The organism is Kineococcus sp. TRM81007 (genome assembly GCF_022669155.1).
Lineage (GTDB): Bacteria > Actinomycetota > Actinomycetes > Actinomycetales > Kineococcaceae > Kineococcus.
Map to the genome: position 1 here is coordinate 1 of NZ_JALBVB010000043.1, position 19,142 is coordinate 19,142.

At 75.1% G+C, this 19,142-nt stretch carries 17 protein-coding genes; 10 read left to right on the forward strand and 7 right to left on the reverse strand.

Annotated features, from left to right (window positions below; genetic code table 11):
• The 4 genes from MN205_RS06900 to MN205_RS06915 form a co-directional block, all read right to left on the reverse strand.
• A partial coding sequence (locus MN205_RS06900) for an AAA family ATPase (RefSeq protein ID WP_242125629.1) occupies positions 1 to 1,319 on the reverse strand: 1,319 nt, incomplete at its 3' end.
• 11 nt (positions 1,320 to 1,330) lie between these two features.
• Entirely contained in the window at positions 1,331 to 2,593 is a 1,263-nt protein-coding gene (locus MN205_RS06905; RefSeq protein ID WP_242125631.1) for a DNA repair exonuclease, read from the reverse strand.
• Positions 2,594 to 2,611: 18 nt separating this feature from the next.
• Complete coding sequence (locus MN205_RS06910) at positions 2,612 to 2,878, reverse strand: acyl-CoA carboxylase subunit epsilon (protein ID WP_242125633.1); 267 nt, start codon at positions 2,876 to 2,878, stop codon at positions 2,612 to 2,614.
• Complete coding sequence (locus MN205_RS06915) at positions 2,875 to 4,512, reverse strand: acyl-CoA carboxylase subunit beta (protein ID WP_242125635.1); 1,638 nt, start codon at positions 4,510 to 4,512, stop codon at positions 2,875 to 2,877. Before MN205_RS06915 ends, MN205_RS06910 begins: the two co-directional genes overlap by 4 nt.
• A 155-nt stretch (positions 4,513 to 4,667) precedes the next feature.
• Between MN205_RS06915 and MN205_RS06920 the strand changes: the two genes are divergently transcribed.
• The 5 genes from MN205_RS06920 to MN205_RS06940 all read left to right on the forward strand — a co-directional run bounded on the left by MN205_RS06920 (position 4,668) and on the right by MN205_RS06940 (position 9,841).
• Positions 4,668 to 5,882: an NADP-dependent isocitrate dehydrogenase gene (locus MN205_RS06920; protein WP_242125639.1), complete on the forward strand. Its 1,215-nt coding sequence runs from the start codon at positions 4,668 to 4,670 to the stop codon at positions 5,880 to 5,882.
• Positions 5,883 to 5,975: 93 nt separating this feature from the next.
• The gene (locus tag MN205_RS06925; protein WP_242125641.1) at positions 5,976 to 6,770 is read left to right on the forward strand and encodes a tyrosine-protein phosphatase; all 795 of its coding nucleotides are present in this window, start codon (positions 5,976 to 5,978) and stop codon (positions 6,768 to 6,770) included.
• Positions 6,771 to 6,864: 94 nt separating this feature from the next.
• The gene (locus tag MN205_RS06930; protein WP_242125643.1) at positions 6,865 to 7,953 is read left to right on the forward strand and encodes a CDP-glycerol glycerophosphotransferase family protein; all 1,089 of its coding nucleotides are present in this window, start codon (positions 6,865 to 6,867) and stop codon (positions 7,951 to 7,953) included.
• Positions 7,954 to 8,024: 71 nt separating this feature from the next.
• The gene (locus tag MN205_RS06935; protein ID WP_374115872.1) at positions 8,025 to 8,747 is read left to right on the forward strand and encodes an NTP transferase domain-containing protein; all 723 of its coding nucleotides are present in this window, start codon (positions 8,025 to 8,027) and stop codon (positions 8,745 to 8,747) included.
• Positions 8,744 to 9,841, forward strand: coding sequence for a CDP-glycerol glycerophosphotransferase family protein (locus tag MN205_RS06940; protein WP_242125646.1), 1,098 nt, complete (start codon positions 8,744 to 8,746; stop codon positions 9,839 to 9,841). The genes MN205_RS06935 and MN205_RS06940 overlap by 4 nt, the downstream gene beginning before the upstream one ends.
• Positions 9,842 to 9,900: 59 nt before the next feature.
• Here MN205_RS06940 and mprF read toward each other — a convergent pair whose 3' ends face one another.
• Positions 9,901 to 12,492, reverse strand: a complete 2,592-nt coding sequence (gene mprF / locus MN205_RS06945; protein ID WP_242125648.1) for a bifunctional lysylphosphatidylglycerol flippase/synthetase MprF — start codon at positions 12,490 to 12,492, stop codon at positions 9,901 to 9,903.
• 55 nt (positions 12,493 to 12,547) lie between these two features.
• Positions 12,548 to 13,405 (reverse strand): formyltetrahydrofolate deformylase, encoded by an 858-nt coding sequence (gene purU / locus MN205_RS06950; RefSeq protein WP_242125650.1) that lies wholly within the window; start codon positions 13,403 to 13,405, stop codon positions 12,548 to 12,550.
• Positions 13,406 to 13,429: 24 nt separating this feature from the next.
• Here purU and MN205_RS06955 point away from each other — a divergent pair, with 24 nt between their 5' ends.
• The 4 genes from MN205_RS06955 (at position 13,430) to MN205_RS06970 (ending at position 17,371) form a co-directional block, all read left to right on the forward strand.
• A complete protein-coding gene (locus MN205_RS06955) occupies positions 13,430 to 14,563 on the forward strand; it encodes an isochorismate synthase MenF (protein ID WP_242125653.1) in 1,134 nt (377 codons plus the stop codon).
• 175 nt (positions 14,564 to 14,738) lie between these two features.
• Positions 14,739 to 16,043 carry a serine hydroxymethyltransferase gene (gene glyA / locus MN205_RS06960; protein ID WP_308220246.1) on the forward strand — a complete coding sequence of 435 codons (1,305 nt, stop codon included), beginning with the start codon at positions 14,739 to 14,741 and terminating at the stop codon, positions 16,041 to 16,043.
• Positions 16,040 to 16,927 (forward strand): bifunctional methylenetetrahydrofolate dehydrogenase/methenyltetrahydrofolate cyclohydrolase, encoded by an 888-nt coding sequence (locus tag MN205_RS06965; protein WP_242125655.1) that lies wholly within the window; start codon positions 16,040 to 16,042, stop codon positions 16,925 to 16,927. Before glyA ends, MN205_RS06965 begins: the two co-directional genes overlap by 4 nt.
• A gap of 12 nt (positions 16,928 to 16,939) precedes the next feature.
• A complete protein-coding gene (locus tag MN205_RS06970) occupies positions 16,940 to 17,371 on the forward strand; it encodes a hypothetical protein (RefSeq protein ID WP_242125656.1) in 432 nt (143 codons plus the stop codon).
• A 16-nt stretch (positions 17,372 to 17,387) separates the two neighbouring features.
• Here MN205_RS06970 and MN205_RS06975 read toward each other — a convergent pair whose 3' ends face one another.
• Positions 17,388 to 18,032 (reverse strand): GntR family transcriptional regulator, encoded by a 645-nt coding sequence (locus MN205_RS06975; protein ID WP_242125658.1) that lies wholly within the window; start codon positions 18,030 to 18,032, stop codon positions 17,388 to 17,390.
• 90 nt (positions 18,033 to 18,122) lie between these two features.
• On the opposite strand from MN205_RS06975, the gene MN205_RS06980 reads away from it, so the two are divergent.
• Positions 18,123 to 19,133, forward strand: a complete 1,011-nt coding sequence (locus tag MN205_RS06980; RefSeq protein ID WP_374115873.1) for a 1-aminocyclopropane-1-carboxylate deaminase — start codon at positions 18,123 to 18,125, stop codon at positions 19,131 to 19,133.
• Positions 19,134 to 19,142: the final 9 nt, after the last annotated feature.

Consider the following 19,142-nt stretch of genomic DNA (forward strand, 5'->3'; position numbering starts at 1 on the left):
AGCGCCGCCCGCCACGCGCGCGGTCCGGACCCCTCCCGCTCGGCCGTGCTCACCAGCTCGCGCAGCAGCGCCGCGTCGGCCTCCGCGACGTCCGCGGCGGCGGTGCCGCGCGCCGCGGCAGCGCGCGCCGCCGCCAGCTCCTCCTCCGCGCGCGCCAGGTCGGCGTCGGCCTCCGCGCACGCCTCGGCGCGGGCCGACAGGTCCGCGGCGCGGTCGGCCGGCACCCGCAGGCGCTGCAGCGCGGCGGGCACGACGTCCTCGTCCGGACCGTCGGGGACGGGACCCAGCTCCGCCAGCGCCGCCCGGGCCCCGCGCAGCGCGTCGGCGGCCTCGCGGCGCGCGTCGGCCGCCTCCGCCGCGTCCTGCGCGCGGGCCTGCCGGGCGGCCAGCAGGGCGTCCAGCTCCTCACCGGCGGCGAGGACGTCGCCCTCCACGGTGCAGCGGGCGCGGTCGGCGGTCAGCCGCTGCGCCCGTCGCTCCAGCTCGGCCAGCGCGGTCGCCGCCCCGTCGCGGGCGGCGGCGGCTGCCTCGTGGGCGTCCACGGCGGCCGCGTCCAGGGCGCCACCGGCGCCGGCCAGCAGGGCCGACAGCTCCGCCGCCCGCTCCCGCGCGCGCAGCGCGGCGCGCACCCGCGGCGCCAGCCGCGCCCGCGCCTCGGCGGTCTCCAGCTGCGTGCGCTCGTCCCGCCAGCGCCCCAGCGCCCGCTCGGACGCCTCCCGGGCTGCGGCCAGCGCGGTGCGGGCCGCCTCGACCTCCCCGGCGCGCACGGCCGTGCGGGCCAGGTCCGCGTCCAGCGACTCCACCGCCGCCAGGTGGTCCTTCAGCGCCGACCGGCCGCGCGGGCGCCACAGCCGCTCGGCCTCGGCGTCCAGCGACTCCAGCAGCTCCTGCGCGCCGCTGCCGTGGTGGGCGGTGAACACCAGCGCCGCCAGGTCCCCGGCGCCGCGCAGCACCAGCCGGCCCCCCGCGCGCAGCCGCTCGTGGTCCAGGCCGAGGCGCTGCGCCCACGCGGCGCGGTCCCAGCCGTCCTGCGCCCACGGCGCCGGCACCGGCTCGTCCCCGCCGCCCTCCAGCAGCCCGCGCGAGGAGCGCACCAGCTCCCGGGCCCCGCTGCCGTCGTCCCAGCGGGCGTGCACCCGCAGCCGGGCGCGGGCGTGCGCGAAGGCGTACCGCGGGCTCTTCTCGAACCCGAACAGCAGGTCCGAGACCGCCGCCAGCAGCGTGGACTTGCCGGACTCGTTGGGTCCCACCACGACCGTCAGGCCCGGACCCAGGGCGATCTCGGCCGTCTCGAACGCGCCGTAGGGCGCCAGGCGCACGTGCCGCAGCATCAGCGACCCCCGGACAGGCGGGTGGCGAGGTCCTCCGCGGCCCGTTCCGCCAGGGCGCGCAGCGCGCGCGGGTCGCCCAGGTCCAGCAGGTCCGCCTCCTTCAGCAGCCGCCCCACGTCGTTGCGCACCCCCCGCACGTGCTGCGTCAGCGTCGGGTCGCCCGCCAGCGCCTGCGCGGCCCGGCGCACCGCCTCCAGCAGTTCGGGGTCGTCGCCGCCGCCGGCGCGCGGCGCCCGCGCGCGGGAGTCCACCCGCTCCAGCACCACCCCGGCGGCCTCGGCGGCCTGCTCCGCCTCCTGGCGCAGCCGCTCGCCGTCGGCGAGGGCCGCGGCCGCCGCGGTGGGCCCGTGCAGCCGCGCGCGCACCACCACGGGCCGGTCCCCGGCCGCCTCGCGGGCGCCGACCATCTCCCGGTGCAGCGCCCCGGCGACCTCCGCGACGTCCGCAGCACCGGTGACGTCCACGTCCAGCGACTCCCAGCGCGCCACGTCCAGGGCGTGGAAGTCCAGCCGCGCCTGCTCGCCGGGCACCAGGTCCACCACGTAGGCGCCCTTCGCGCCGGTCTCGCGCGGGTGCCGGCCCTGCAGGTTGCCCGAGTACGCCACCGTGGTCGCGCCCTCGGCCAGCACCTCGCGGGCGTGCACGTGCCCCAGGGCGACGTACTCGTAGCCCAGCGCCGTCAGGTCCGCCACCGAGCACGGCGCGTACCGCTCGTGCTCACCCTGGCTGCCGTCGACGGTGGCGTGCAGCAGACCCACGTTCACCACGCCGGGCACCCGGCCCGGGTAGCCGGCCGCGAGGTTCGCCGAGACCGCGCGCGTGCGGTACCCCTGCCCGTGCACGGCCAGGCCCAGGTGCTCGTCGACGACGGTCTCCGGCGCGTCGACGGACAGGCGGTGCACGTTGGGCGGCAGCGTCAGGGAGTGCGTGATCTGGCTCTCGGCGTCGTGGTTGCCGGAGACCACGAACACCCGGACGCCGGAGTCGGCCAGCCGCTGCACCTGCCGGGTGAAGAACCGCCCGGTGGCGTAGTCGTGCCAGGTGCCGTCGTAGAGGTCCCCGGCCAGCAGCAGGGCGTCCGCACCGCTGTCCTCGCACAGCCCCACGAGGCGCTCCAGCGCCCCGCGGGTGGCGGCGCGCAGCGTGGCCGCCACCGCGTCGTCGCCCAGGCGGCGCAGGCCGCGCAGCGGGGAGTCCAGGTGGACGTCGGCGGCGTGCACGACGCGCACCGCGCCCCGCGGGCGGGGGGCCGGTGCGCTCACCTCGCGCTCACCCGGCGCTCACCTCGGCAGCGCGCTGGCCCGCCAGCCGCCGGGGCCGGGCGCCGGCGGCAGCCCCAGCGCGTGGCGGCGGTCCGCCCAGCGCGAGTGCGGTGCCGGCGGCGGGGGCGCGACCGGCGCGGCGGTCAGCCGGGTCAGGACGACGGTCAGCGCCGCCAGCTCCTCCGGCTCCGGGTGGCCGCGCTCGATGCGCAGGGCCGTCAGCAGGTTCACCGCGACCGCCTCGGGCGAGGGGTCGGGCTCGGGGGCGATCGGCTGTGCGCTCACAGGGGGATGTTCCCGTGCTTCTTCGCCGGCAGCGAGGCGCGCTTGGTGGCCAGCGCCCGCAGCGCCCGCACGATCTGCACCCGCGTCTCGGACGGGGCGATGACGGCGTCGACGAAACCGCGCTCGGCGGCCACGTACGGGTTGGCCAGCTCGTCCTCGTACTCGGTGATCAGCTCGGCCCGGCGGGCCTCCACGTCGGCGCCGTCCTCAGCGGCCTGCTTCAGGGTGCCGCGGTGCAGGATGTTCACCGCCCCCTGCGCGCCCATGACCGCGATCTGCGCGGTCGGCCACGCCAGGCACAGGTCCGCGCCCATCTCCTTGGAGCCCATGACGATGTACGCGCCGCCGTACGCCTTGCGGGTGATCACCGTCACCAGCGGCACCGTGGCCTCCGCGTAGGCGTGCAGCAGCTTCGCGCCGCGGCGGATGATCCCGCCGTGCTCCTGGCCGACCCCGGGCAGGAAGCCGGGCACGTCCACGAACGTCAGCACCGGCACGTTGAACGCGTCGCAGGTGCGCACGAAGCGCGCCGCCTTCTCCGAGGCGTCGATGTCCAGCGTGCCCGCCAGCTGGGAGGGCTGGTTGGCGACGATCCCGACCGTGCGGCCCTCCACCCGCCCGAAACCGGTGAGCACGTTGGGGGCGAACAGCTCGTGGACCTGCAGGAGCTCCCCGTCGTCCACGACCGCGGCGATCACCGCGGTCATGTCGTACGGCTGGTTCGCCGAGTCCGGCACCAGCACGTCCAGCTCCAGGTCGTGCTCGTCGACCTCCAGGCCGCGGGCGTCCTCCGCGGGCAGCACCGGCGGCTCGGACAGGTTGTTGCTCGGCAGGAACGACAGCAGGTCGCGCACGTAGCCGAACGCCTCGTCCTCGTCCTCGGCCAGGTGGTGCGCCACGCCCGAGCGGGTGCTGTGGGTGCGCCCGCCGCCCAGCTCCTCGAAGCCGACGTCCTCGCCGGTGACGGTGCGGATGACGTCCGGGCCGGTGACGAACATGTGGCTGGTGCCGTCGACCATGACCGTGAAGTCCGTCAGGGCGGGGGAGTACACCGCCCCGCCCGCGCACGGCCCCGCGATCAGCGAGATCTGCGGCACCACGCCGGAGGCGTGCACGTTGCGGCGGAAGATCCGCGCGTACTGCACCAGGGACGCCACGCCCTCCTGGATGCGCGCCCCGCCGCCGTCGTTGATGCCGACCACGGGGCAGCCGTTCGTCGCCGCCCACTCCTGCAGGTGGGCGATCTTCGCGCCGTGCACCTCGCCCAGCGAGCCGCCGAAGGCGGTGAAGTCCTGCGCGTAGACGGCCACCGGGCGCCCGTCGACCGTCCCGTGGCCGGTGACGACGCCGTCGCCGTCGACGTGCTTGCTCGCCATCCCGAAGGCCGTGGCGCGCGAGCGCGCGAAGCCGCCCAGCTCCACGAAGGAGCCCTCGTCCACCAGGGCGGCGATGCGCTCGCGGGCGGTCTTCTTGCCCCGCGGGTGCTGGCGGGCCGCGGCGCGCTCGTCGGCCGCGGCGACGGCGGCGTCGGCGCGCCGGTGCAGCTCGGCCAGCTTGCCGGCGGTGCTGCGCGGGTCCGGGGCCGCGGGGTCCGTGGGGGCGGGGTCGTGCACGGGCGCGTCGGGACCACTCACGGGTCGGCAGCGTACTTGCCTCCGGCCCCGCGGCCCGAACGGCGGCGCGGGGGGTGGCGCCGCGGGCGGTGGCGCCCGGTAGCTTGACGTCGAGACGAAGCCGAGACGAAGCCGTCCCGCAGCGGGCCGGCCCACTTCTCAGGAGGAGAGCGCACGTGGCCAAGATCAAGGTGCAGGGACCGGTCGTCGAGCTCGACGGCGACGAGATGACCCGGATCATCTGGCAGTTCATCAAGGACCGGCTGATCCACCCCTACCTGGACGTCGACCTGCAGTACTTCGACCTGGGCATGGAGCACCGCGACGCGACCGACGACCAGGTGACGGTCGACGCCGCGCACGCCATCCAGAAGGCCGGCGTCGGGGTGAAGTGCGCCACGATCACGCCCGACGAGGCGCGCGTGGAGGAGTTCGGGCTCAAGAAGATGTGGCGCTCGCCCAACGGGACGATCCGCAACATCCTCGGCGGCGTCATCTTCCGCGAGCCGATCATCATCTCGAACGTGCCGCGCCTGGTGCCGGGCTGGACCAAGCCGATCATCGTCGGCCGCCACGCCTTCGGCGACCAGTACCGCGCCACCGACTTCAAGTTCCCCGGCGAGGGCACCCTGACGGTGACCTTCACCCCCAAGGACGGCTCCGAGCCCATCGAGCACGAGGTCTTCCAGGCCCCCGGCGCCGGCGTGTCGCTGTCGATGTACAACCTCGACAGCTCCATCTACGACTTCGCCCGCGCCTCCCTGAACTACGGCCTGGCGCGCAAGTACCCGGTGTACCTGTCCACGAAGAACACGATCCTGAAGGCGTACGACGGCCGCTTCAAGGACATCTTCGCCGAGGTCTTCGAGACCGAGTTCAAGGAGAAGTTCGCCGAGGCGGGCATCACCTACGAGCACCGCCTCATCGACGACATGGTCGCCGCGTCCCTGAAGTGGGAGGGCGGCTACGTGTGGGCCTGCAAGAACTACGACGGCGACGTGCAGTCCGACACCGTCGCGCAGGGCTTCGGCTCCCTGGGCCTGATGACGTCCGTGCTGACCACCCCGGACGGCTCCGTGGTGGAGGCCGAGGCCGCGCACGGCACCGTGACCCGCCACTACCGCCAGCACCAGCAGGGCAAGCCCACCTCGACCAACCCGATCGCGTCGATCTACGCGTGGACCCGCGGCCTGGCGCACCGCGGCAAGCTGGACTCCACCCCCGAGGTCACCGGCTTCGCCGAGACCCTCGAGGACGTCGTCATCAAGTCCGTCGAGAGCGGCAAGATGACCAAGGACCTCGCGCTGCTCGTCGGCGAGGGCCAGGAGTGGCAGACCACCGAGGAGTTCCTCGCCACCCTCGACGAGAACCTGCGCGCCCGCCTGGCCTGAGCCCGCGGCGCCCCCTGCGGGAGCCCCCCGCACCCCCACCGGGGTGCGGGGGGCCCTCGCGCGCCCGGGGCCCGGCGTAGCACCATCGGCCGCGTGAACCCCCCGCACCGACCCCTGGACCCGCAGCTGGCCGAGCTCATGCACGGCGCCCCCGGACCCGCCGCGCCGCTCGAGGCGGCGGGGCCCGAGCCGGTGGAGACCGTCGCGAACCTGCGCGACGTCGCCCACTGCGACCCGCGCCTGGAGCCGGGCGTGCTGTGGCGCAGCGCGCAGCCCCTCGCGGGCGACGGCGCCCCCGCGCAGGTGACCTCCTGGCCGCCGGCGACGGTGGTGGACCTGCGCTCGGCCGCCGAGCTGCCCGCCGGCGACCACCCCCTCCTGGGGGAGGGCACCCGGGTGCACCCCGTCGAGCTGCTCGACGGCGCCGGCGACCCCGCCGCGGCCGCCGGCGACCCGCCGCCGCTGCGCGAGGTGTACCTGGGGATGCTCGAACCGGGCACCGGCCTGCTGCGGGCGGTGGAGCTCGTCGCCGCCGGCCCCGCACCGGTCCTGGTGCACTGCGCCGCCGGGAAGGACCGCACCGGGGTGGTGGTGGCGCTGGCGCTGCGCCTGGTGGACGTGCCGCGCACGGCGGTCCTGGCGGACTTCGCGCTGACCACCGGGCACCTGCCGGAGGTGCTGCGCCGGCTGGTGGCCGCCTCGCCGCTGCCCACCGGCGTGGACCTGGCCACCCTGCCGCAGGAGTACTTCACCGCCCCCACCGCGGCCCTGGACGCCGTGCTGGACGTCTGGGACGCCCACGAGGGCGGTGCGGCGGGGTGGGCGCGGGCGCACGGCGCGTCCGCTGACCTGCCCGAACGGCTGAGCGCGCTGCTCCGCCGGGTCTGAGCGGCTCCCGGGGCACGGCTGAGCGGGCATCATGAGGGTCCCGCCGCGGGCGGGCCGGCCGCCGGCTCGTCCCGCCCCGAACGACAGGAACACCGTGAAGATCGCCTACTACAGCTTCGGAGGACGCTACTCCGACAACCCGAGGGCCTTGCACCAGCGACTGCTGGCCCGCGGTGACGTCGACGCCGAGCACGTCTGGCTGGCCGGCCCGCAGCACGCCGGGAGCTTCCCGGCGGGCACCGCCACGGCCCCGCTGGGCACTCCGGAGGCCCTCGCCGCCCTGGAGGCGGCCGACCTGGTGGTCGCCGACAACCACCTGCCGGCGTGGGACAAGCGCCCCGGCACCACGTACCTGCAGACCTGGCACGGCACGCCCCTGAAGCGCATCCACCGCGACGCGCGCTCCACCCAGCCGGAGGGCGAGGACGTCATGTCCCGCCTGGACGACGACATCACCCGTTGGGACGTGCTGCTCGCGCCCAGCGAGGCCGCCGCCGTGCCGCTGCGCGCCGCGTTCCGCTTCACCGGCCCCGTGCCGGTGACCGGCTACCCGCGCAACGACGCCCTGCTCGTCCCCGACGTCGCGCGCCGCCGGCAGCGGGTGCGCGCCGCGCTGGGCGTGCCGGAGGACCGCACCGCCGTGCTGTACGCACCGACGTGGCGCGACGACGACCGCTTCGGCGACGGGCCGGACTTCCGCCTCCGGCTGGACCTGGAGCGGTTCGCGCAGCGCCTCGGCGGCAGCCACGTGCTGCTGCTGCGCCTGCACTACCTGGTGCCCGACGCGCTGCGCGGCCTGCACGTGCCGGGCGTCGTGGACGTCTCCCACCACCCGGACATCAACGACCTCTACCTCGCCGCGGACGTCCTGGTGACCGACTACTCCTCCGCGATGTTCGACTTCGCGATCACGGGGAAGCCGATCGTGTCGTTCACCTACGACTTCGAGCACTACCGCGACGTGCTGCGCGGCTTCTACTTCGACCTGCACGGGATCGCGCCCGGCCCGGTCCTCGCGCGCTCCGAGGAGGTCCTCGACGCGGTGGAGGATCCGGAGGAGCTGCGGGTCGCTTCCAAGGAGCGCTACGAGCTGTTCCAGGAGACGTTCTGCCACGCCGAGGACGGTCGCGCCGCCGACCGCGTCCTCGATCTCGTCCTGAACCACCCGGAGGTGCGACCGTGACCCACGACCCGACCAGCGAGACGACCCCCGTCGCGGACCCCTGGGCCCCGGGGCCCCGCGGCGTCCAGGTGGTGATCCTCGCCGCCGGGCTGGGCACCCGGCTCGGCCGGCCCCTGCCGAAGTCGCAGACCCGTCTGCGCGACGGTCGCACGATCATGCAGCAGCAGGTCGACAACGTCCGCGCCGTCCTCGGCGTGGACGTGCCGATCACGGTGGTCGTGGGCTTCAAGGCGATGGTCGTGATGGAGGCCCACCCGGACCTGCTGTTCGCCTACAACGAGCTGTTCGACTCCACGAACACCTCCAAGAGCCTGCTGCGCGCGCTGAGCACCTCCCAGCCGGGCGGGGTGCTGTGGATGAACGGCGACGTCGTCTTCGACCCGCGCGTGCTGCGCACCGTGCAGCCGTGGCTGGAGCGCGACGAGACCTTCGTGTGCGTGAACACGGCCGCCGTGGGCGAGGAGGAGGTCAAGTACACCGTCGACGCGGAGGGTTTCGTCCGCGAGCTGTCCAAGACCGTCACCGGCGGCCTGGGCGAGGCGGTCGGCATCAACTTCGTCTCCGCCGCCGACAAGGCGGTGCTCGTGGAGGAGCTGCGGGCCTGCGCCGACACCGACTACTTCGAGCGCGGCCTGGAGACGGCGGTCGCCCGGGGGGTGCGGGTGGCGCCCGTGGACGTCTCGGACTTCGATGTCGTCGAGGTCGACTTCGAGGACGACCTGGTGCGCGCCGACAGCATCGACGTCGACCGCCTGCGGCTGGGGCCGGCCACGACCGGCGGGGGGACGGCGTGAAGATCGTCTACCACAGCTTCGAGGGGCGGTACTCGGACAACCCGCGGGCGCTGCACCAGCGCCTGCTGGCGCGCGGCGAGCGCGACGTGGAGCACTTGTGGCTGTCCACCCCCGCCCACGCGCACGGCTTCCCCGCGGGCACCGCCACCGTCGACATCGACTCGCCCGGTGCGGTCGAGGCCCTCCAGGACGCCGACCTGGTGGTCTCCAACACGCACCTGGACCTCGACTGGGACAAGCGCCCCGGCACCACGTACCTGCAGACGTGGCACGGCACGCCCCTGAAGCGCATCCACCGCGACGTCCTGTTCGCGCCGGAGGGCCGCCTGGACCGCCTGGACCGCGACGTGGCGCGCTGGGACCTGCTGCTGTCCCCGAACGACGCCAGCACGGGCCCGCTGACGGGCGCGTTCCGCTTCACCGGCCCGGTGCACGTGACCGGGTACCCGCGCAACGACGCCCTGAGCGCTCCCGACGCGCAGGAGCGCCGCACCCGCGTGCGCGCGGAGCTGGGCATCGCCGAGGGGACCACCGCCGTGCTCTACACGCCGACGTGGCGCGACGACGACAAGTTCGGCGACGGCCCGGACTTCCGCCTCGCCCTGGACCTGGAGCGCTTCACCGAGCGGCTGGGGGAGGGCCACGTCCTGCTGCTGCGGCTGCACTACATGGTCTCCGCGGCCCTGCAGGGCCTGGACGTGCCCGGCGTGCTGGACCTGTCCTTCCACCCCGACATCAGCGACCTCTACCTGGCCGCCGACGCCATGGTGACCGACTACTCCTCCACGCAGTTCGACTTCGCGGTCACGGGCAAGCCGATCGTCTACTACGTGTACGACCTGGACCGCTACCGCGACGTGCTGCGCGGCTTCTACTTCGACCCGCACGAGATCGCCCCCGGGCCGATGGTCGCGGAGTCCGAGGAGGTCCTCGACGCCCTCGCGGACCTGGACGGGGTGCGCTCGCGGTTCGCCGACCGGTACGCGGCGTTCCGGGAGACGTTCTGCCACGCCGAGGACGGGCACGCCGCCGACCGCGTGCTCGACCTCGTCCGGCCCGCGGGCGGGGGTCGTTCCCGCCCCGCTCCCGGCTGACCGTCGGCCACGGCCGCACCGGTCGCGGTGAGCCGGGCCGCCGCCTCACCGACGCCGGGTCAGCCCCGGACGACCCCGCGGATCCCGCCGCCGACCAGCGTCACCACGTCCCTCATCGCGCTCGGCAGGGCCAGCCCGCCGGGGGCGGCCACGTAGCAGGTCCGCCACCGGGGCTCGAAGCCCTGCTTGAACGTCCGCAGGCCCCTGAAGTTGTAGAACCTCTCGCCGCGGGTCCACAGCAGGTGCCCGAGCCGGTCCCAGGAGGGGGCGGTGGCGTCGGTCCGCAGTCCCGACAGGGGGGCCATCCCCAGGTTGAACGACGTGAAGCCGTTCTCCTTGGCCCACGAGATGCACTCGACGAACAGGAAGGTCATCACGGTGCGGGGCCCGTCGGGCATGCGGCGCATCAGGTCGACCTGCACCTCCCGGCCGTCCCCGCCGATCCACAGGGTCGCGAAGGCGATGATCCGCTCCTCCCGGCGCACCACGACCAGCGGGAAGCGGCGGACGTACTCCTCGTCGAAGGCGCCCAGGGAGAACCGCTTCTCCTTGCCGTTGCGGTGCGTGAGCCAGGCGTCGGACACCTCGCGCAGGGCGGGCAGCAGCGGCGCGACGCCCTCGGGCGCGACGACCTCGACCGTCAGGCCCAGGCGCTGCGACTTGTTGCGGCAGTTGCGCAGATTCGTCCGGGCCCTGCCGCTGAGGGTGAAGTCCGCGAGCGGGACCACGGCCTCCTCCCCGAGCTTGGCCAGGCTCAGCCCGCTCTCGCGGTACAGGTCGGCGTGGTCGTCGAGCACGTTGTAGAAGACGGGCCGGCCACCGTGCCGGTCGACCTCCGCGAGGAAGTCCCGGACCAGCCCCGGGAAGTCGGCCGGGTTCCCGACCGGGTCCCCCATGACCACCCAGCTGCGCCCCTGGACCTGGTACATGAGGAACGCCGTGCCGTGCGGGCTGAAGCGGAAGCGCTTGTCGCCGGTGAAGGCCAGGTGCGAGGTGCAGCGCCCCCAGCGGGCGACGACGTCCGCCACCCGGGCCACCTCGTCGTCGTCCGGGGCCCCCGGGCCGGGGGGCGCCGGCCAGAAGGTGCGGCGCCCGCCGATGAGGACGCCGACGGCGCCCGCGGCCATCACGAGCCGGTCCGCTCCCGGCGTGTCGCCGGAGAACGACGCCACCCACAGGGGCGCGTCGACCGCGCAGCCGAGACCGCTGAACTCGTGCCACCAGACGGACGTCCCGACCAGCAGGGCCGCGGTCGCCGGCCAGAGCGGGTTCCGCGGCCGGGCGAGGAGTGCGCCGCGGTGGAACGCCGAGCGCGCCGGCACCAGCAGGAGGGCGAGCGCGGCGGTCACCGCGGACAGCGCCAGGTCGCCGTGAGCGGCGGCGACCGCCGTGACGCCGGCCAGCAGCACGAGGGTGGCCGCCCAGGCGGCCTTCAGCCGCCGGTGCAGACCGCGGGCCGTGAGCAGGGCGGCCAGCCCGGCCAGGCTGATGGTGACGGCCGACAGGTCCAGCTCCCGGCGGCCCGGGAGGTCCCCCACCACCACCATGAACACCCCGGCGGCGGCGACGCCCAGCGCGAGCACGGAGGGGGTGAGCACGGACGAGGCGCGTGCGGACCAGGTGCGCGCGGAGGACGTCGACGGGGCGAGCACCGGTGCGCAGGGCGTCGCGGGTGCCGCCGCAGCGGTGCCGGCCGCGCCCGGCGCCGCCGCGACCGGGCGGGCCTCGTGCGCGAGGAGGAGCACGGCCGCCAGCAGCAGCGGCAGCGCGAAGTAGCAGATCCGGTAGGCCACCAGCGCCACCGCGAGCCCTGCGGGCGAGGTCGTCGACCCGATGAGCACCACCAGCGACGTCTCGAAGACCCCCAGCCCCCCGGGCACGCTGGACACCAGCCCGGCGAGCGTCGCGATCGAGAAGGCCACGGCGAACGCGAGGAACGGCATCCTGCCCTCGGCGGGCAGCAGGACGTGGAGGGCCGCGGCCATGGTCAGCCACTCGAACGTCGACAGCACGACCTGCGCCACCGCCAGGCGGCGGGACGGCCGGTCTACGCGCCGGCCGCGCCAGCGGACCGCGCGCCCGGTGCCGGCCTGGACGAGGTAGCCCACCACCGACGCCAGCATCAGCGACCCGGCGACCAGGACCGCGGCAGCGGGCAGGTGCAGCGCCTCGGCGGCCGCGACCGGGTCGTGCACCATGCCGCCGCCGGCCAGGACCGCGGCGCCCAGCGCCAGGGTGACCAGGTTGAAGCCGATGATCCGGGTGATGGCGGAGGCGGGGACCTCCCACCGGGAGTAGACGCGGGCCCGCAACGCCGCCCCCACCACCGCGGAGGCACCCAGGTTGTTGCCGAAGGCGGTGGCGACGAAGGACGCCAGACCGTAGCGGTGGTAGGGCAGGGGGTGCCCGACGTAGCGCAGCGCCAGCGCGTCGTAGCCGGTCATCGCCAGGTAGGAGATCGCCGTCGCGGCGAGGGCGGCGAGCAGGACGCCCGGACCGAGCGCCAGCAGGTCACCGCTCAGCTCCGCCCACGAGAGGTGGCGGAAGGTGCGGTGCAGCAGCGCCCCCGCCGCGGCGAGCAGCACCACCACGACGAGGGGCGCGAGCAGGTGGCGCGCGCGACCGGCCGGCCGCCTGGACGAAGTGCTCACCGCTCAGCAGTCGGCATTCCGGCGCCCGGCCTTGAAGCGGTGGTGGCCGGGTGCATCAGCGGAAGACGACCGTGCGGTGCCCGTCGAGCAGGACGCGGTGCTCGGCGTGCCAGCGCACCGCGCGCGCCAGGGTGCGCGCCTCGACGTCCTGGCCCAGGCGCACGAGCTCGGAGGGCGTGTGGCGGTGGTCCACCCGCTCGATCTCCTGCTCGATGATCGGCCCCTCGTCCAGGTCGGCCGTCACGTAGTGCGCGGTCGCGCCGATGATCTTCACGCCGCGGGCGTGCGCCTGGTGGTAGGGGCGCGCGCCCTTGAAGCTCGGCAGGAACGAGTGGTGGATGTTGATGGCCCGTCCCGACAGCTCGCGGCACAGCGCGTCGGACAGGATCTGCATGTAGCGGGCCAGCACCACCAGCTCCACGTCCAGCTGCGCCACCAGCTCCAGCAGCCGCGCCTCGCCGGCCTCCTTGGAGGCGGCGTCGCCGGTGGTCACGGGCACGTGGTGGAAGGGCACCCCGTAGAACTCCGCCAGCGGCGCCAGGTCGGTGTGGTTGGACACCACGCCCACCACGTCCACGGGCAGGTCCCCGGAGCGGTGCCGGAAGAGCAGGTCGTTCAGGCAGTGGCCCTGCTTGGAGCACAGCACGAGGGTGCGCACCCGCTCGGCGGCGTCGCGCAGGTCCCACGTCAGCCCGAAGCGGGCGGCGACCACCCCGACCGTCTCGCGCAGCGCCTCGTCGCTGGCGGCGGCGTCGAAGGCGACGCGCATGAAGAACAGGCCGGTGTCGGGGTCCCCGTACTGCTGGCTCTCAGTGATGTTGGCGTCCAGCGCCACGAGGGAGCCCGTGACGGCGTGGACGATGCCGGGGCGGTCGGGGCAGGACAGGGTCAGGACCCTCGGGCGTGCGCTCACGACCGGCAAGCCTAGGGTGGGCGCGTGCCAGAACCCGCCGCGGCGGTCCTCGCGCTGCGTGCCGGCGCCACCGTCTTCTCCGACGCCAAGAGCACCCTGGTGCAGACGGGGCCGCGTCCGCTCGTGCCCGGCGGTTCCGGCGCCGAGCAGCTGGGGCGCACCGTCCACGCGCTGGAGGGCGAGCCGGAGGGCGTCCTCGTCGCCGGGGCGGTGCCCTTCGACCTGGCGGCGCCGGGTGCGCTGCGCGTGGGGCCCGCGGTGCGCACCCCGGGGCCGCTGACGCCCACCGCCGGGCGCCTGCCGGCCCGGGTGACGGTGGCCCGCAGCCGCCCGTGGCCCACCCCGGCCCGGTACGCGGCGAGCGTGCGCGCGGCCCTGGAGCGCATCGACGCCGGCGAGGTGCAGAAGGTCGTGCTGGCCCGCTCGCTGGAGCTGACGGCCCTGGGGGACTGGTCGGTGCCGCAGCTCGTCGCCGAGCTGGCGGCGCGCAACCCCGCCGCCACGACCCTCGCGGTGCCGGTGGACGACCCGGCGGTCCCCGGCGGGCGCTGGCTGGTGGGCGCCAGCCCGGAGCTGCTGCTGCGCCGCCGCGGCCCGAGCGTGCTGCTGCGCCCGCTGGCGGGGTCGGTGCCGCGCTCGCCGGAGCCGGCGGAGGACCTGCGCCGCGCCGACGCCCTGATGGCTTCCGACAAGGACCGCCGCGAGCACGCCTACGTGGTGGAGGCCGTCGTGGAGACGCTGCGGCCGTTGTGCCGCACCGTCAGCGCCCCGGAGCCGGAGCTGCTGGCCACCCCCACCGTGTGGCACCTGGCCACGCGCATCACCGCCCTGCTCAACGACACGGAGACCACGTCGGTGGACCTGGTGGCGGCCCTGCACCCCACGCCCGCCGTCGGCGGGTCCCCGCGCGGCGCCGCCGCGCAGGTGATCCGCGAGGTGGAGGAGGTGGACCGCGGCTGCTACGCCGGCGCGGTCGGCTGGCAGGACGGCGACGGCGACGGCGAGTGGGTCGTGGGGGTGCGCTGCGCGGAGGTCGCCGGCAACCTGCTGCGCATCCTGGGCGGGGCGGGCATCGTCGCCGGCTCCGACCCGGAGGCCGAGGTGCGGGAGACGGCGGCGAAGATGCGCACGGTCCTGGAGGCCGCCGCCCGGCGCTGAAGGGCGCACCGGGCCGTCGGGCCGCTGGGCTAGGCTGGCGCTGCCGCGACTGGCGAGGGTGGTCACCACCGGGGAGCGGCAACGGGCGGCCCGCGGAGCGGACCCGCCCGCCGTTCACGGGGTCGTCCGCCTGGGCCTCGCGTCGCCACCGCCGCCCGAGCCAGAGGAGCGATACGTGACCGACGTCCTGCCCACCCCCACCGCGCCCGCCGGGGTGACCGACCGGCCGCTGTCCGAGGTCGACCCGGAGATCGCCGCGGTCCTCGACGCCGAGCTGGGCCGCCAGCGCGACACCCTCGAGATGATCGCCAGCGAGAACTTCGCGCCGCGCGCCGTCCTGCAGGCGCAGGGCTCGGTGCTGACGAACAAGTACGCCGAGGGCTACCCCGGCAAGCGCTACTACGGCGGCTGCGAGCACGTCGACGTCGCCGAGGAGCTGGCGCGCACCCGCGCGAAGGCGCTGTTCGGCGCCGAGCACGCCAACGTGCAGCCGCACTCCGGCGCCAGCGCGAACGCGGCGGCCATGCACGCCTTCATCCGCGGCGGCGACGGCATCCTGGGCCTGGAGCTGGCCCACGGCGGTCACCTCACCCACGGCATGAAGATCAACTTCTCGGGCCGCATGTACGACGTCTCCGCCTACGGGGTGGACCCGCAGACGTTCCGCGTGGACATGGACGTCGTGCGCGCCACCGCGCTGTCCGCCCGGCCCAAGCTCATCATCGCCGGCTGGTCGGCGTACCCGCGCCAGCTGGACTTCGCCGCGTTCCGCGAGATCGCCGACGAGGTCGGCGCCCACCTCATGGTGGACATGGCGCACTTCGCCGGCCTCGTCGCCGCCGGGCTGCACCCCTCGCCGGTCCCGCACGCGCACGTGGTGACCTCCACCGTGCACAAGACGCTCGCCGGTCCCCGCTCCGGGCTGATCCTGACCCGGCAGGAGTTCGCGAAGAAGGTCGACTCGGCGGTGTTCCCCGGCCAGCAGGGCGGCCCGCTCATGCACGTGGTGGCCGCCAAGGCCGTGGCGTTCAAGGTGGCCGGCTCGGAGGAGTTCCGCGAGCGCCAGGAGCGCACCCTGGAGGGCGCGAAGATCATCGCCGAGCGCCTCACCGCGGCCGACGCGAAGGAGGCCGGCGTGTCCGTCCTGACCGGCGGCACCGACGTGCACCTGGTGCTGGTGGACCTGCGCGAGTCGCAGCTGGACGGGCAGCAGGCCGAGGACCGCCTGCACGAGGTCGGCATCACCGTGAACCGCAACGCGGTGCCGTTCGACCCGCGCCCGCCGATGGTCACCTCCGGCCTGCGCATCGGCACCCCGGCGCTGGCCACGCGCGGTTTCGGCGCGGCGGAGTTCACCGAGGTCGCCGACGTCATCGCGCAGGCGCTGAAGCCGACCTTCGACGCCGAGGCGCTGCGCGCGCGCGTGGCGAAGCTCACCGAGCGCTTCCCGCTGTACCCGGCCGCGGAGACGTTCGCGTGAGCGCGGTCGTCCTCGACGGCAGGGCCGCCGCGGCCGCGGTGAAGGCCGACCTGACCGAGCGCGTGGCGGTGCTGCGCGAGCGAGGCGTCGTGCCGGGTCTGGGCACCGTCCTGGTCGGCGACGACCCCGGTTCGGCGTCGTACGTGCGCGGCAAGCACCGCGACTGCGCCGAGGTGGGCATCTCCTCGATCCAGGTGGAGCTGCCGGCCAACGCCACCCAGGGCGAGATCGAGTCGGAGATCGCGCAGCTGAACGCGAACCCGGACTGCACCGGGTTCATCGTGCAACTGCCGCTGCCGAAGGGCGTCGACGCGAACCGCGTCCTGGAGATGGTGGACCCGGACAAGGACGCCGACGGCCTGCACCCGACGAACCTGGGCCGGCTGGTGCTGCGGGTGCGCGAGGAGATCACCTCCCCGCTGCCGTGCACGCCGCGCGGGGTCATCGACCTGCTGCTGCGCCACGACGTCCCCCTGGACGGCGCGGAGGTCGTCGTGGTGGGTCGCGGCGTCACGGTCGGGCGGCCCATCGGGCTGCTGCTGACCCGCCGGCACCCCAACGCCACGGTGACGCTGTGCCACACCGGCACGAGGGACCTCGCCTCCCACCTGCGCCGCGCCGACGTCGTGGTCGCGGCGGCGGGCGTGCCGGGTCTGGTGACGAAGGACCTCGTCAAGCCCGGTGCGGCCGTACTGGACGTGGGCGTCTCGCGCGTGCCGGACCCGGTCACGGGCAAGCCGAAGCTCACCGGGGACGTCGCCCTCGACGTCGCCGAGGTCGCCGGGTTCGTGGCCCCGAACCCCGGCGGGGTGGGGCCGATGACGCGGGCGCTGCTGCTGACGAACGTGGTGGAGTCCGCCGAGCGGGCCGCCGGCCTGCGCTGAGGGCGGTCCGTCGTGCCCGTGCCGGTCAGCCACCCCCACCAGCGGTACAGCGTCAGCGGCTACCGCGAGGACGAGTCGGGCGGGCGCGTCGCCTGGTCGTGCGACCTGCTGCGCCACGGGCAGAGCTTCGGCCTGGTCGCCCACGACGGCGGTGACGGCGGCAACCGGTACACCTTCACCGACGAGGCGAGGGGCGAGGAGTTCCTGGCCGCCGACGTCCTGGTGGACGAGCTGATCACGGTCCGGCAGATGAACTCCCTCGACCAGGTCGCCTACTGCTTCGCCGAGGACCGGTTCGAGGAGTCCGGTGAGCACCGGGTGGCGGACCCCGGCCTCACGTTCGAGCAGGTCCGCGAACTGCTCGCCACCCGCTACCCCGAGCACCACCCGCGCATCTGGGACAAGGCCCGTTCGGCGATGGTGCCCGTCACGCCCGCCGGCTGAGCACGCCGCGCGGCGCTCACCCCTCCTCGAGGGAGTGCCAGTTCTCCCGCACGGCGCGGGCGGCGGCCTCGACGTCCCCGGCGGCGCACGCCTCGACGACGCGCTCGTGCTGCTCGACGGAGGCGTGCCCGGCGCGGGAACCGAAGCGGCGCAGCTCGACGCGCCGCAGCAGGGGGGAGACCTGCTCGAAGTGCGCGCGGACCAGCGGGTTGCCGGCGGCGCGCAGGGCGACGGCGTGGAAGTCGTCGTCCGCGGTGAGAGCGGCCGCGGTGTCCTGGGCGGCGAGGGCGGCCGCGAAGCGGCTGTTGGCCTCGCGCATGGTGGTGACGTCCTCGCCGGTGAGGTGCGGCACGGCCAGGCGCACGGCGAGCTCCTGCAGGCCGGCGGCGAGCTGCCGGGCGTGCCGGGTGGCCTCCGAGTCGATGGGGGTCACGGTCGTCGAGCGGCCGGGGCGGGTGGTGACCAGTCCCGCCTGCTCCAGGCGTTGCAGCGCCTCGCGGATGGGGGTGCGGCTGACGCCCAGCCACGCCTCGAGGTCGGCGTCGCGCAGCTGCTCACCGGGAGCGAGGGTGCCGTCGACGATGGCGTCGCGCAGGGAGGCGTGGACGCGGTCGCGCAGCAGGTCGCGGCGGTGGACGCCCTGGGTGGTGGGGACGGGCACGCGCCGATGCTACGGCCGGCGCCTTGACCAGAACCTGCGGTGTGCAACATATTGCACACCACGCTCCTCGTCCCCGTGGAAGGACCCTCCGTGGCCCTGGCCGACTTCCCCCGCCACCCGCTCACCTTCGGGCCGAGCCCCGTGCACCCCATGGACCGGCTGACCGCCCACCTGGGTGGGGCGCGCGTCTGGGCCAAGCGCGAGGACGTGAACTCCGGCCTCGCCTACGGCGGCAACAAGACCCGCAAGCTGGAGTACCTCGTGCCGGACGCGCTCGCGAAGGGCGCCGACACCCTCGTCTCCATCGGCGGGTACCAGTCCAACCACACCCGCCAGGTCGCCGCCGTCGCCGCGCACCTGGGGCTGAAGGCCGTCCTCGTGCAGGAGAACTGGGTCGACTGGCCGGACCCCCTCAACGACCGCGTCGGGAACATCATGCTCTCGCGCATCGCGGGCGCCGAGGTGCGCCTGGACCCCGCCGGGTTCGGGGTGGGTTTCAAGCCGAGCTGGGAGCGGGCCGTGGAGGACGTGCGCGCCGCCGGCGGCACGCCCTACGCCATCCCCGCCGGCGCCTCCGACCACCCCCTCGGCGGGCTGGGGTTCGCCCGCTGGGCCGAGGAGGTCCGTCGGCAGGAGGAGGAGCTGGGCGTCTTCTTCGACACCGTCGTGGTGTGCTCGGTCACCGGTTCCACGCACGCCGGGATGATCGCCGGGTTCGCCGCCCAGGATCGCCCCCGCCGCGTCATCGGCATCGACGCCTCCGCGAAGCTGCAGGAGACGCGCGAGCAGGTCGAGCGCATCGCCCGCCGCACCGCCGACCTCATCGACCTCGGCCGCGACCTGCGCGACGACGAGATCGAGGTGCTCGAGGGCTGGGCGGGCGACCTGTACGGCGTCCCCGTGGCCTCCACCCTCGACGCGATCCGGCTCGTGGGGCGCCTGGAGGGCGTCATCCTCGACACCGTCTACGAGGGCAAGTCGATGGCCGGGCTCATCGACCTGGTGCGCGACCGCACGATCCCGGTGGGCGCGAACGTGCTGTTCGCCCACCTCGGCGGCCAGCCCGCGCTGAACGCCTACTCGGCGCTGTTCCGCGACTGAACCCGTCCC